This is a genomic window from Halomonas sp. A29 (assembly GCF_046723295.1).
Taxonomy (GTDB): domain Bacteria; phylum Pseudomonadota; class Gammaproteobacteria; order Pseudomonadales; family Halomonadaceae; genus Halomonas.
In genome coordinates, this window is sequence record NZ_JAXQPR010000005.1 from 200340 (window position 1) to 213617 (window position 13278).

The following is a 13278-nucleotide window of genomic DNA, read 5'->3' on the forward strand; positions in this document are numbered from 1 at the left end:
TACAATGTGGACGCCTGCCCAACCCTGCGGATGTGGTGGAATTGGTAGACACGCCAGATTTAGGTTCTGGTGCCTTCGGGCGTGGGAGTTCAAGTCTCCCCATCCGCACCATCACAGCTCGATTCCACCGAGCTGCACGAAATTTCCATTAAGCTTGTCTTCGCTTCTCCTTACGACTGCGTCTTTTCTTCGCTGCGCCTGCGCGCGCCTGCAACATAGGTTCGACACCCCACTCTTCCCACTTACGGAGGCATGATGGCATCCCCCGTCTGGCACCCCTATGCCCACCTGCTCACCCAACCTGCCACACCCAAGGTCGTGGGCGGTGAAGGCCCTCGCTTTACCCTCGAGGGCGGCGAGACACTGCTCGATGCCACCTGCTCCTGGTGGTGCATGATCCATGGCTATGCCCATCCTCGCCTGGTGAGTGCCATCAAGGATCAGGCCGACGCTCTGTGCCACGTGATGCTGGGCGGCCTTACCCATGAGCCCGCCGATCGCCTGGCACGCGAGCTGGTACGGATCACGCCGCCCGGGCTCGAGCACGTGTTCTTCTCCGACAGCGGTTCGGTGGGCATGGAAGTGGCCATGAAGATGGCGGTGCAGTACCACCACCTGCGCGGCAAACCCGGCAAGCATCGCATGCTGTCGCTGATGAAGGCCTACCACGGCGATACCAGCGGCTGCATGGCGGTGTGCGATCCTGAAGAGGGCATGCACAGCCTGTTCTCCGGCTACCTGCCCAACCACCACTTCGCCCCAGCCCCCACGGCACCGTATGACGCCGCGCCCGAAGCGGTGGCGCAAGATCTCGCCGCCCTGCGTGCGGTACTCGAGCCGCATCACCATGAAATTGCCGCACTACTGATGGAGCCGCTGCTGCAGGCCGCCGGCGGCCTCAACATGACCTCGCCGCTCTATCTCAAGGGCGCGCGCGAGCTATGCGACGAATTCGACGTGCTGCTGGTGTTCGACGAGGTGGCCACCGGCTTTGGCCGTACCGGCAAGCTGTTCGCTGCCGACCACGCCGCTATCACCCCGGACATCATGGTGCTCTCCAAGGGGCTGACCGGTGGCTACCTGGGCCATGCGGCGACCCTAGCCACCGACCGGGTGCACGATGCCTTCATCGGCGACACACCGCTACACGCCTTCATGCACGGCCCCACCTTCATGGGCAACCCTTTGGCCTGCCGCGTGGCGCTAGAGAGTCTCGCCGTGTTCGAGGAGGAAAACTACCTGGAGAAGATTGCGATCCTCAACCGAGTGCTGCGCGAAGAGCTGCTCGCTGACCCGGCGCTTCGCCGCCACCCTCGGGTGCGTGACGTCAGGGTACTGGGCGCCACCGCCGTCATCGAAGCCGACGACGCAGCCGATCTCGAAGGAGCCGCAGCATTTGCACGTGCTCGCGGTGTCTGGCTGCGCCCCTTCGGTCGCTGGCTCTACACCATGCCCGCCTATATCACCTCCACCGAAGACATGCGCAGCATCACCCGGACGATGAAAGCATGGTTCGCCTGAGGTAAAAAAACGCCGCCCTCATGGAGGGCGGCGCATTTCACATCGTCATCGCGTCACTACGGGCAGCCCTGGCAGCCAGCCCAAGCCTCAGGCCATGGCAGGCTGGGCGTAGGAGATCGGAGCCAGCTCGCGCTCGTTCTCGAAGGTGACGATTTCATATGCGTCGGGCTGGGCCAGCAGCGCCCGGCATAGCTGGTTGTTCAACGCATGCCCCGACTTCACGCCGCGGAACTCGCCGATCAGGCTGTAGCCCAGCAGGTAGAGATCGCCGATGGCGTCGAGCACCTTGTGCTTGACGAACTCGTCTTCGTAGCGCAGCCCACCTTCGTTAACGATGCGATAGTCGTCTACCACGATGGCATTGTCGAGGCTGCCGCCCAAGGCCAGATTGTTGGCGCGCAGGTGCTCGAGGTCACGCATGAAACCGAAGGTTCTCGCGCGGGAGACTTCCTTGACGAAGGAGGTCGTGGAAAAGTCCACCACCGCGGTCTGTTTCTGGTCCTCGAATACCGGGTGGTCGAATTCGATGGCAAACGAGACCTTGAAACCCTGGTGCGGCAGGAAGCGTGCTTCCTTGCCTTCGTCCTGCACCACCACTTCACGCTTGATGCGGATGAATTTCTTCGGCGCTTCCTGCTCGGCGATGCCTGCCGACTGGATCAGGAAGACGAACGGGCCGGCACTGCCATCCATGATCGGCACTTCGGGCGCGCTGATATCGATATAGGCATTGTCGATGCCCAGACCCGCCAGGGCGGACATGAGGTGTTCCACGGTCGCGACCTTGACGTCGCCCCGAGAGAGCGCGGTACACAGAGTTGTGTCGGTGACCAAGGCAGCACTGGCCGGCACCTGTACCTCAGGATCCAAGTCCGTACGCACGAACACGATGCCCGTGTTCACCGGAGCCGGACGCAAGGTCAAGTACACCTTCTTGCCGGAATGGAGGCCAACGCCGGTGGCGCGGATGGTGTTTTGCAGGGTGCGTTGTCTGATCATGGGCAGTAGCCAGGCCGTTGTAGGTTATCAAACACCGTTCACTATAACACCGAACGGATGTTTCAACAAAAAAACATCTCCTGGCCCTGCCTATGCATTCAATAGCTTTTTTCAATCAGCCTGTCGACGCAGGAAGGCCGGAATGTCGAGATAGTCGTCCAGCTCCTGAGGTGTACGACGCTTCTCGACCTGCGGCTTGACCGTTTCCTGGGGCTCGGCCTTGGCCACGGCACTCTGCTGCCGCATGGACGGCTGCGCACGCTGGCGATACTCGCTGCCCTCGTTGCGCTTGGCGGTCTCACGACCCGCAGCGGCGGCGGCCTTGACCTGACGCCCTTCGAGGCCCGCAGCCACTACCGTAACCCGCAACTCGTCGGTCATGTCCATGTCGATGGAAGTGCCCACGACGATGGTCGCATCCTGCGAAGCGAACTCCTGGACCGTGGCACCAACATCGTTGAATTCGCCGATCGACAGGTCCGGCCCAGCGGTGATGTTGACCAGAATGCCGCGTGCTCCGTGCAGGTCGATATCCTCCAGCAGCGGGCTGCGAATGGCCTTTTCGGCGGCTTCGCGGGCGCGGTTCTCGCCGGTGGCGCCGCCGGTCCCCATCATCGCCATGCCCATCTCGGACATCACCGTGCGTACGTCGGCGAAGTCGACGTTGATGATGCCTGGGCTGGTGATCAGTTCAGCGATCCCCTGCACGGCACCCAACAGCACATCATTGGCGGCACTGAAGGCAGTCAGCAGGCTGGCATTCTTGCCCAGCACCGAGAGCAGTTTCTCGTTGGGAATGGTGATCAGGGAGTCGACGTGTTCCGACAGTTCCCTCATGCCTTCCTCGGCCACACGCATGCGCTTCGGCCCTTCGAAGGGGAACGGTCGAGTCACCACGGCCACGGTGAGGATGCCGAGTTCCTTGGCCACCTGGGCGACGACCGGCGCACCGCCGGTGCCGGTGCCACCACCCATGCCGGCAGTGATGAAGACCATGTCGGCACCGCTGATCAGCTCCGCGATACGCTCGCGGTCCTCCATGGCGGCCTGGCGACCCACCTCGGGGTTGGCGCCCGCACCCAGCCCCTTGGTGATCTCGTTGCCGAGCTGGAGCACGGTCTTGGCGGCCACCCGTTTGAGCGCTTGGGCGTCCGTGTTGGCGCAGATGAACTCGACGCCTTCGATATTGCTCTCGACCATGTGGTTGACGGCGTTACCACCACCGCCACCTACGCCGACGACCTTGATGACCGCACTGCTCGAGGGTGCGCTATCTACCAGTTCGAACATAAGCCCCGTCTCCTGGACCGCGCCGCGGCCCTATTAGAAATTTCCTTTCAACCAGCCCTTGAGTTTTGCCAGCGCCGGAATCCCTTCCCATCCACCACGCTGGGAGACGTCGTCGCGCCTGGGTGGCGCTGCCACTACCCTACCCTCACGGCCATGCCCTTGCCGAGCCTCCTGAATGGCGTAATGTAGCAAACCTACACCCGTTGAATAAATCGGGTTGCGCACCACGTCGGACAGCCCGCGCACGTTATGGGGGCAGGCGATGCGCACCGGCATGTGGAAGATCTCCTCAGCCAGCTCAACGACCCCCTCCATGCGCGAGGTGCCACCGGTGAGTACCACGCCGGCTGCCACCAGGTCCTCGTAGCCGCTGCGCCGAAGTTCGTCGCGAATCAAGGTGAACAGCTCCTCGTAGCGCGGCTCTACCACTTCGGCCAAGGCTTGGCGCGAAAGATCGCGCGCGGGACGATCACCGACGCTGGGCACCTTGATCATTTCGTCACTGGCGGCCAGTTGGGTCAGGGCGCAGGCGTACTTGACCTTGATCTCTTCGGCATACTGAGTCGGGGTGCGCAGCGCCATGGCGATGTCGTTGGTGACCTGATCGCCGGCAATGGGGATCACCGCGGTGTGGCGAATGGCCCCCTCGGTGAAGACGGCAATGTCGGTGGTACCGCCACCGATGTCGACCATGCAGACCCCGAGCTCGCGCTCGTCCTCGGTCAGCACTGCCATGCTGGAAGCGAGCTGCTCGAGAATGATGGCATCGACCTCCAGACCACAGCGCCGCACGCATTTATCGATGTTTTGCACCGCATTGAGCGCGGCCGTAACCAGATGGACACGCGCTTCGAGACGTACGCCGGACATACCGAGTGGCTCACGAATACCACCCTGGGTGTCAATGGCGAATTCCTGAGGCAAAACGTGCAACACGCGCTGCCCCTCGGAGATGGCACGCGCTCGAGCCGAATCGATCACACGATCGATATCGGTGGACATCACTTCACGCTCTTTTATCGCAACCACGCCGTCCGAATTCATCGAACTGATATGGCTGCCCGCCACGCCGACATACACCGAATGGATATCGCAGCCGGCCATCAACTCGGCCTCTTCCACGGCACGCTGGATCGACTGGACCGTCGACTCGATATTGATCACCACGCCTTTCTTCATACCGCGAGAGGGGTGCGATCCGATCCCGGCAATCTCGATGCCACCGTCATCGGTAGGCTGTCCGACAATGGCCACTACCTTGGACGTTCCGATATCCAGTCCGACTACCATATTGGATGAGTTGGAAGTGACTGCCATGTGCCGGAGTGTCTCCTGAAACTTGACCCGCTGGGAATCCCATTATTCTGATAAATGGTCATTGCGCCCATTATAGAAACAACTGGCGTTAAACCACCAGTCCATTACGAAAAACCTGGTTCACGATACGGGTTATTGAGGACAAAGAAAATAGCGCAATGACTGCAAGATGAGACCTGCACGTGACAAAAGGTTTCAACCCGTACCGTCATCCTCCTCCTCGATGTCGGTTTCACCGTGCCAGGCCACGGCCACGCCGTTGGGATAACGCAGGTCGATGTAGCGAATGTGCGTCGCTTGCGGGCCCAGCTGTCGCTGCCACGCGGCAGTCAGCCTGGCCAGCCGCGCCTCACGATCGCTGCGCCCCAGCATCACCCACACGCCGTCGTCGAGCTGAAAGCGCCAGGCACCACGGGGCTCCAGTCGCAGTTGGGTGATGGTCAGCCCCAGCGCTTCGAAACGTGGGGCCAGCCGGTTATGGTAAGCCAGAACTTCGGCGCCGCTGCCGACCGGGCCGGCCAGGTCCGGCAGGCCATCGGGCGGCTCCACCGGGGCAAAGGCAAACGGCTCGCCGTCGGGGTTGAGCAGGTAGTCGTCGTTCCAACGCGCCACCGGTACCTGCTCGACCAGCTCGAAGGCCAGGGTATAGGGCCACTCGCGAGCCACTCGAACCTCATCGAGCCAGTCGATGTTGCGCGCGCGACGACGCAGCGCAGGGAGATCGGCCGATAGCCAGGTCTGGCCCTGCAACAGAGGCGCCAGCTGCGAGCGCAGATAGTCGGCGCTGACATGATGCAACTCGCCGCGGATCGAAACGCGCTCGATGGGCCGATCGAGCCAAGTCCACAGGGCACGACCGCCGGCCCCCAGCAGGATCAGCAGCAGCAATATGCCCAACGTCGAGCCGCGGGTACTCATGCCTGGCACGGCTCCAGCGTGGTGCCGAGGATGCGCAGCACCAGCTCATCGAAATCGATGCCGGCATGAGCGGCCGCCTGAGGCACCAGGCTGTGGTCGGTCATTCCCGGGGAGGTATTGACCTCGATCAGCCAGAAGCGCCCCTCGCCGTCGCGCATCACATCGACGCGCCCCCAGCCTTCGCCGCCCACAGCCTCGAAGGCTCGACGGCACAGCTCGCCCAGCGTTGCCTCTTGCCCCGCATCCAGGCCACACGGCAGGTGGTAGCGCGTGTCGTTGGAGTTGTACTTGGCTTCGTAGTCGTAGAAACCGCTGGGCACCTCGACACGAATGGCCGGCAGCACGCACGCGCCCAGCAGCGACACGGTGTACTCCTCGCCGTGGATGAAGCGCTCGGCCATGACGCGCGCATCAAAGCGAGCCGCCTCCCGATAGGCCGACCTCAAGGCTTCCTTGCTCTCGACAATGCTGATGCCCAGGGTCGAGCCCTCGTGCACCGGCTTGACGATCAGCGGCAGCCCTAGCTGGGCGACGATACCATCCCAGTCGGCATCTTCCGTCAGCATCAGCGATTCCGGGGTCGGCAGCCCCAGCGCTTGCCAGACAAGCTTGGTACGCTGCTTGTCCATGCCCAGCGCAGAAGCCAGCACTCCACTGCCTGTATACGGAATGCCCAGCAGCTCGAGGGCCCCCTGTAGGGTGCCATCCTCGCCTCCGCGACCATGCAGGGCGATGAAGACGCGATCGGGAGCGAGCGCCTCGAGCCCGACCAGTCCACCATCTGCCGGATCGTAGCCGATCACGTCGATGCCACTGCGCTCCAGCGCCGCCAGTACCGCTGCCCCGCTTCTGAGGGAAACCTCGCGCTCGGCGGAATTGCCGCCATACAGCACCACGACCCGCCCAAATTCGCTCGCCTGTGTCATAACTCCACCTCGTCGAGAATCAAACGGCTCTCGGCCAGCCCAAGGGCGATGCCGCCCACGTCCCCCGCTCCTTGGGTGATCAGGATGTCGTCGGCACGCAACACTTTGGCCAGCAATGCCGGCAACTCGGACTTGTGCTGTACGAAAATCGGATCGAGAGTACCGCGCTGGCGGATAGAGCCCGCCAGGGTCTTGCCATCGGCGCCTGGAATCGGCGTCTCTCCCGCACTGTACACATCGAGCAACAGCAGCACATCGACCCCGGCAAGCACGCGCACGAAGTCTTCGTAAAGATCGCGTGTACGGGTGTAGCGGTGCGGCTGATAGATCATCACCAGTCGCCTGCTGGGCCAGCCGGCCCGCACTGCCTTGATCACCATTTCCACTTCGCGCGGATGGTGACCGTAGTCGTCCACCAGCATGACCTCGCCGCTGCCGCCGGGCGGCGCGAAGTGACCATGCACCTGGAAGCGGCGCCCCACGCCGGCGAAGCCCGCCAGGCCACGCAGGATGGCGGCATCGGCGACGCCGGCGTCGGTTGCCACGGCGATCGCCGCCAGGGCGTTGAGCGCATTGTGCCGCCCCGGCATGCCCAGGCGTACCTCCAGCGGCGCCAGGCCGTCAGGGCGCAGGGCGGTGAAGTGAACCTCGCCGGCCTGCTGGGTGAAGTCGACGACCCGGTAGTCGGCATCCTCGCTGAAGCCGTAGGTGACGAACTGTCGATGGACACGGTCGAGCAGACCACGCACGTGCTCGTCGTCGATGCACAGGATGGCCAAGCCGTAGAAAGGCAGATTGTGCAGGAACTCGATGAAGGTTCCCTTGAGCCGCTCGAAATCACCGCCGTAGGTGCTCATGTGATCGGCATCGATATTGGTGACGATCGACACCATCGGCTGCAGGTGAAGGAACGAGGCATCGGACTCGTCGGCCTCGGCCACCAGGTAATCGCCCTCGCCCAATCGCGCATTGGTTCCGGCGCTGGTCAGCTTGCCACCGATGACGAAGGTCGGGTCGAGCCCACCTTCGGCGAGCAGCGTCGCCGTGAGGCTGGTGGTGGTCGTCTTGCCGTGGGTACCGGCCACCGCGATGCCATGACGAAAGCGCATCAGCTCGGCAAGCATTTCGGCGCGGCGAACCACCGGCACACGGTGATCATGAGCCCAGCGAATCTCGGGGTTCGAGGGGTCCACGGCGGTGGAGACCACAACGACATCGGCACCCGCCACGTTCTCCTCGGCATGACCGATGATCACGCGAATACCGTGTTCGCGCAGCCGGGTCACTACCGTCGAGGCCTTCAGGTCACTGCCGCTGACCTGATACCCCTGGTTGGCGAGGACCTCGGCGATGCCGCACATGCCGGCGCCGCCGATACCTACGAAATGAATGTGCCGAATACGGCGCATGCCCAGGCCCCGTCCGTGACGGGGCAGCGTTGCCTGACCGGGAACCGGCCTCAAGGTGCTATCGCTCAAGCGCTGTCTCCATGCAACCGGCCACCAGGCGTTCGACGGCATCGAGGTGCGCACAGTGGCGCGCCTGCCTGGCCATGGTGGCAAGAGTGTCGGGATCGAGCAGCATCGCCAGGCTCTCGGCCAGCGACGCCGCGGTCATGTCGTGTTGCGGCATCAGTTGGGCCGCGTTCGCCGCCACCAAGGCTCGGGCATTGGCGGTCTGGTGGTCGTCGACCGCATGGGGCAAGGGTACGAACAGCGCCGGCTTGCCCGCTGCGGCCACTTCTGAAACGGTCAAAGCCCCGGCCCGGCACACTACCAGGTCGGCCCAGTCGTAGGCCGCCGCCATGTCGTCGATAAAGGCACTCACCTCGGCTGCGACGCCCTGTGCCGCATAGGCCTCACGGGTGGCCGTGTCCTTGTCGCGGCCGGCCTGGTGACGCACTTCGGGACGGCTCGCCTCGGGCAGCGCCGCCAGCGCCTCGGGCAGGCGCTGATTGAGCGGCAGTGCACCCAGCGAGCCGCCCACCACCAGCAGCCTCAGCCGCCGCCCTCGCATCGACAACGCCTCCCGCGGCGATTCACCCAAGGCGGCGATCTCGCCACGCACCGGGTTGCCGACTACCTCGCCCCGGTTGCCGAACGCCTGCGGGAAGGCGGCATAGACGCGTCGGGCCAGCCGCGCCAGGGCACGATTGGTCAAGCCCGCCACGGCGTTCTGCTCATGAATCACCAGCGGCCGACGCAGGAGCCAGGCCGCCAGTCCACCGGGGCCACTGGCAAAGCCGCCGAGCCCCACCACCAGCACCGGATCCAACTGGCGAATGATGCACGCCGCCTGCCATACGGCACGCGTGAGGTTGAACGGTGCCTTGAGCCAGCCGGCCAGGCCGTTGCCACGCAGGCCGGCTACCGAGATACGATGAAGCGGCAGCTCGGCCGCCGGCACCAGGTGGTTCTCGATGCCGTGCGGACTACCCAACCAGTGCACCTCGAGCGCCTCGGCCTGCAGTCCACGGGCCAGCGACAGCGCCGGGATCACGTGCCCGCCTGTGCCCCCCGCCATGATCAGCACCCGCCGCGTCCTGGCCTGCGTCACTTCATGACTCCTTGCCCGTTGATCCTGGGTTCGCGCCGCCCTGGCGCCTCGCGTGGCGCAGTCGCGCTGGCACGTCGCAGAGCCTGGCGAGTATCGATGTCGGCGCGCAGCAGCAGCGCTACCATCGCCGCACTCACCAGCAGGCTGGACCCCCCATAGCTGAGCAGCGGCAAGGTCAACCCCTTGGTCGGCAGCATACCGGTACTTACGGCGATGTTGATGAAGGCCTGGGCGCCGATCACCATGGCGATGCCGTAGCTGACATAGGCGGCAAAGGCCAGTCCCGCCAGTTCGGCACGCCGCCCAACCGCCATCGCCCGCCAGATCAACAATGCGAACAGGCCCACCACGCCGATGGCACCGAACAGGCCAAGCTCTTCCGCCAAAACGGCGAAGACGAAATCGGTGTGGGCCTCCGGCAGGTAGAAGAGTTTCTGCACGCTGTTGCCAAGTCCCATGCCCAACCAGTGCCCGCGCCCGAAGGCGATCAGGGCCTGGGTCAACTGATAACCGCTGGCGAACTGGTCGGCCCAGGGATCGGAAAAACTGGTCAGGCGTGCCAAGCGGTAGGGCTCCGCGATGGCCACGTAGAAACCGAGCAGACCCACCGCGGCCAGGATGAAGACGAACCGTCCCCACGGCGCTCCCGCCATCAGCAGCACGCCCATCACACAGCCGGTCATGACCACTACGGCACCATAGTCGGGCTCGAGAATCAGCAGTACGGCGATGAGGCCCATGACCAGCAGCGGACGCAAGAAAGCCCCCCAACTGCGACGCACATCGGGCAGGAAGCGTTCCAGATAACCGGCGAGATAAACGATCAGGCACAGCTTGGCGACTTCCGATACCTGCAGGTTGAAGGGCAAGAGCGGAACCGACAACCAGCGCCGGCTACCATTGACCTCGCGTCCGACCAGCAGCACCAACAGCAGCAGCGCAATGCTGATCAGCAGCAGCAATGGTCCATTGGCGCGCCACCAAGCCAGGGGGGAGCGCAGCGTCGCCACCGCCGCTAGCAACGCCATGGCCACGAACAGGGCATGTCGCTGGCTGAAGTACCATGGGTTGCCGGTCAGACTGGCAGCCACCTCGGTGGAAGCCGAGGTGACCATGACCCAGCCGATCAGGATCAAGGCCAGCGCGGCAAACAGCAGCCAGCCATCGAACGGTTGGCCGCGGGTCGAGAGACTCTCTCGCAGCCGACGAAAACGGGCGAATCGGCGCGTGGAGGGCGCCTTGGTCTTAGCCATGTCCACACTCCTCGACGTGTCGCTGGACCCACTGCCGAAACGCCTCGCCACGGGCCATGTAATTGGGAAACTGATCGAGACTGGCGCAGGCCGGCGAGAGCAGCACGCAGTCGCCCGGCTCGGCAATTGCGCGCGCGCGCTGCATGGCGGCCCCAAGGTCGGCGACCCGGGTCACGGCAACGCTGTCCTGCAAAGCAGCGGCGAGCTGGGCGGCATCGGCACCGAACAGGATCGCCTCGCGCCCGTAGCGGGCCAGCGGTTCGGCCAGCGGCGTGAAGTCGGCCCCTTTGCCCAGCCCACCCGCCAGCAGCACGACCCGCCCCGACAGCGTGGGGCCAAGCCCGGCGATCGCGGCCAGCGTCGCACCGACGTTGGTCCCCTTCGAGTCATTGATCCAGCGGATGCCGTCGCGCTCGGCGATCAACTCACTGCGATGGACGAGGCCCTTGAAACGCCGCAGTACCTCGCACATGGCATCGAGCGGAAAGCCGAGCTGGCGGCCCATGGCCAGCGCCGCCAGCGCATTGGCCTGGTTGTGCCGACCCGCCAGCCCCAGCTCGTCGGTTGCCATCAGCGCAGTGTCGCCGTGCATCAGCCAATCGCGGTCGGCCTGTCTGGCAATGCCCCATTCACCCGCCTGGGGAGGCAAGGTCGTGAAGCGATCCATGGCCGGGAGCGGCTCGAGCGGCCAGGTCATGGCATCCTCGGCGTTGACCACGGCATGCCTGGCACCGCGAAAGATGCCCAGCTTGGCGGCACGATACCCCGCCAGGTCGCCGTGCCGGTCGAGGTGATCCTCGGAAAGGTTGAGAAAGGCGGCGGTTTCGGCACCCAGGCAGGGGGTAGTCTCGAGCTGGAAGCTCGACAGTTCTAGCACGTAGAGTTCCGCTTCCGGCACATCGACCAGCAGGTCCAGGGCCGGTGTGCCCAGATTGCCGCCGACTGCCACGCGTCTACCGGCCGTTTCGGCCATCTCGCCGAGCAAGGTGGTCACGGTGGACTTGGCATTGGACCCGGTGATGGCGGCGATCGGCGCACGAGCTGCGCGCACGAACAGGGCCATCTCCCCCACTACCAGCGGCTCACCGCTATCGCGACGACACCCCCACATCTCTGCCAGACCCGGCGTATGCGGGTCGACGCCTGGGCTCACCACGATCTCAGCCGCCTCGCTCATATCGAGCATCGTGAGCGCCCCGCAATGCAAGGCCACGCCTGGGTGGGCGGCACGAAATTCGTCGAGCCTCGGCGGCACCTCACGGGTATCAGCCACCATGAAGGCCACTCCTTGCCGAGCCAGATGGCGGCAGATGGCCCAGCCCGATACGCCGAGCCCGATCACCAGTGTCTCCCCCTTCGCCACCTTGGGCATTGCAGCCTCCTCGCGCAGTGGGATCGGTGCCACCTGGCTCAGCGAACCTTCAGCGTAGCCAGGCCGACCAGCACCAGTACCACGGTGATGATCCAGAAGCGCACGATGACACGCGGCTCCGGCCAGCCCTTGAGTTCATAATGGTGATGCAGCGGCGCCATACGGAAGATGCGGCGCCCGGTCAGCTTGTAGGAGCCGACCTGGAGGATCACCGAGATGGTCTCCAGCACGAAGATGCCGCCCATGATGAAGAGCACGATCTCCTGACGCACGATGACGGCCACCACGCCTAGCGCCGCCCCCAGCGCCAAGGCTCCCACATCGCCCATGAAGACCTGGGCCGGATAGGTATTGAACCACAGGAAGCCGAGCCCGGCCCCGGCGATGGTGGCGCAGAACACCGCCAACTCGCCGGCACCGACGATGTTGGGAATCTGCAGATAATTGGCGAATACCGCATTGCCACTGGCATAGGCGAAGATCGCCAGCCCCATCGCAACCATGACGGTGGGCATGATGGCCAAGCCGTCGAGACCGTCGGTGAGGTTCACGGCGTTGGAACTGCCTACGATCACCAGATAAGTGAGCACCACGTAGAACACGCCCAGCGGGATCACGATATCCTTGAACAGCGGGACGATCAGACTGGTTTCCACCGCACTCGTTGCCGTCAGGTAGAGCATCACGGCAGTACCCAGGCCGATCACCGACTGCCAGAAATACTTCCAGCGCGCCGGCAGGCCGCGGGGATTCTTTTCCACTACCTTGCGATAATCGTCGACCCAACCGATCGCGCCGAAACCCAGCGTGACCACCAGCACGACCCACACGAAGCGGTTGGCCAGGTCGGCCCACAGCAGCGTACTGACGGCGATCGCCATCAGGATCATGGCACCGCCCATGGTCGGCGTACCGGCCTTGGACAGGTGCGACTGCGGGCCGTCGTCGCGTACCGCCTGGCCGATCTGTCGCTCGACCAGGCGACGGATCATCCACGGGCCCAGCCACAGGCACAGCAGCAGGGCCGTCATGGTGCCCAGGATCATGCGCAGGGTCAGATAGTTGAAGACATTGAAGGCGCTCTGGTACTGCGCCAGGAAATTAGCCAGAAAAAGCAGCATGTGTT

The 13278-nt window shown here is 64.2% G+C and carries 11 protein-coding genes and 1 tRNA gene; 2 read left to right on the top strand and 10 right to left on the bottom strand.

Features of this window, described 5'->3' with window-relative positions:
* The first annotated feature begins 26 nt into the window (after window positions 1-26).
* Window positions 27-111 (top strand) — tRNA-Leu (locus tag SPH52_RS11310).
* A gap of 144 nt (window positions 112-255) precedes the next feature.
* Window positions 256-1521: an adenosylmethionine--8-amino-7-oxononanoate transaminase gene (bioA, locus tag SPH52_RS11315; RefSeq protein ID WP_411795127.1), complete on the top strand. Its 1266-nt coding sequence runs from the start codon at window positions 256-258 to the stop codon at window positions 1519-1521.
* Window positions 1522-1608: 87 nt separating this feature from the next.
* Here bioA and lpxC read toward each other — a convergent pair whose 3' ends face one another.
* The 10 genes from lpxC to mraY all read right to left on the bottom strand — a co-directional run bounded on the left by lpxC (window position 1609) and on the right by mraY (window position 13273).
* Window positions 1609-2520, bottom strand: a complete 912-nt coding sequence (gene lpxC, locus SPH52_RS11320; RefSeq protein WP_411795128.1) for a UDP-3-O-acyl-N-acetylglucosamine deacetylase — start codon at window positions 2518-2520, stop codon at window positions 1609-1611.
* A gap of 111 nt (window positions 2521-2631) precedes the next feature.
* A complete protein-coding gene (gene ftsZ / locus SPH52_RS11325) occupies window positions 2632-3810 on the bottom strand; it encodes a cell division protein FtsZ (protein ID WP_411795129.1) in 1179 nt (392 codons plus the stop codon).
* 33 nt (window positions 3811-3843) lie between these two features.
* Complete coding sequence (gene ftsA, locus SPH52_RS11330; protein WP_411795130.1) at window positions 3844-5127, bottom strand: cell division protein FtsA; 1284 nt, start codon at window positions 5125-5127, stop codon at window positions 3844-3846.
* Window positions 5128-5322: 195 nt separating this feature from the next.
* Window positions 5323-6045, bottom strand: a complete 723-nt coding sequence (locus tag SPH52_RS11335; protein ID WP_411795131.1) for a cell division protein FtsQ/DivIB — start codon at window positions 6043-6045, stop codon at window positions 5323-5325.
* On the bottom strand, window positions 6042-6971 hold the full coding sequence (locus SPH52_RS11340; RefSeq protein WP_411795132.1) for a D-alanine--D-alanine ligase: 930 nt from the start codon (window positions 6969-6971) through the stop codon (window positions 6042-6044). The genes SPH52_RS11335 and SPH52_RS11340 overlap by 4 nt, the downstream gene beginning before the upstream one ends.
* Window positions 6968-8380, bottom strand: coding sequence for a UDP-N-acetylmuramate--L-alanine ligase (gene murC, locus SPH52_RS11345; protein ID WP_411795339.1), 1413 nt, complete (start codon window positions 8378-8380; stop codon window positions 6968-6970). The genes SPH52_RS11340 and murC overlap by 4 nt, the downstream gene beginning before the upstream one ends.
* Before the next feature lie 58 nt (window positions 8381-8438).
* Entirely contained in the window at window positions 8439-9494 is a 1056-nt protein-coding gene (gene murG, locus SPH52_RS11350; RefSeq protein WP_411795340.1) for an undecaprenyldiphospho-muramoylpentapeptide beta-N-acetylglucosaminyltransferase, read from the bottom strand.
* A 29-nt stretch (window positions 9495-9523) separates the two neighbouring features.
* Window positions 9524-10780: a putative lipid II flippase FtsW gene (ftsW, locus tag SPH52_RS11355; RefSeq protein WP_411795133.1), complete on the bottom strand. Its 1257-nt coding sequence runs from the start codon at window positions 10778-10780 to the stop codon at window positions 9524-9526.
* Window positions 10773-12152, bottom strand: a complete 1380-nt coding sequence (gene murD / locus SPH52_RS11360; protein ID WP_411795134.1) for a UDP-N-acetylmuramoyl-L-alanine--D-glutamate ligase — start codon at window positions 12150-12152, stop codon at window positions 10773-10775. Before murD ends, ftsW begins: the two co-directional genes overlap by 8 nt.
* Window positions 12153-12190: 38 nt before the next feature.
* A complete protein-coding gene (gene mraY / locus SPH52_RS11365) occupies window positions 12191-13273 on the bottom strand; it encodes a phospho-N-acetylmuramoyl-pentapeptide-transferase (RefSeq protein WP_411795135.1) in 1083 nt (360 codons plus the stop codon).
* Window positions 13274-13278: the final 5 nt, after the last annotated feature.

Bases quoted from the DNA above. Each gene is read 5' to 3' on its own strand.
- bioA (WP_411795127.1), top strand. From the start codon at position 256: ATGGCATCCCCCGTCTGGCACCCCTATGCCCACCTGCTCACCCAACCT.
- lpxC (WP_411795128.1), bottom strand. From the start codon at position 2,520: ATGATCAGACAACGCACCCTGCAAAACACCATCCGCGCCACCGGCGTT.
- ftsZ (WP_411795129.1), bottom strand. From the start codon at position 3,810: ATGTTCGAACTGGTAGATAGCGCACCCTCGAGCAGTGCGGTCATCAAG.
- ftsA (WP_411795130.1), bottom strand. From the start codon at position 5,127: ATGGCAGTCACTTCCAACTCATCCAATATGGTAGTCGGACTGGATATC.
- SPH52_RS11335 (WP_411795131.1), bottom strand. From the start codon at position 6,045: ATGAGTACCCGCGGCTCGACGTTGGGCATATTGCTGCTGCTGATCCTG.
- SPH52_RS11340 (WP_411795132.1), bottom strand. From the start codon at position 6,971: ATGACACAGGCGAGCGAATTTGGGCGGGTCGTGGTGCTGTATGGCGGC.
- murC (WP_411795339.1), bottom strand. From the start codon at position 8,380: ATGCGCCGTATTCGGCACATTCATTTCGTAGGTATCGGCGGCGCCGGC.
- murG (WP_411795340.1), bottom strand. From the start codon at position 9,494: ATGGCGGGGGGCACAGGCGGGCACGTGATCCCGGCGCTGTCGCTGGCC.
- ftsW (WP_411795133.1), bottom strand. From the start codon at position 10,780: ATGGCTAAGACCAAGGCGCCCTCCACGCGCCGATTCGCCCGTTTTCGT.
- murD (WP_411795134.1), bottom strand. From the start codon at position 12,152: ATGCCCAAGGTGGCGAAGGGGGAGACACTGGTGATCGGGCTCGGCGTA.
- mraY (WP_411795135.1), bottom strand. From the start codon at position 13,273: ATGCTGCTTTTTCTGGCTAATTTCCTGGCGCAGTACCAGAGCGCCTTC.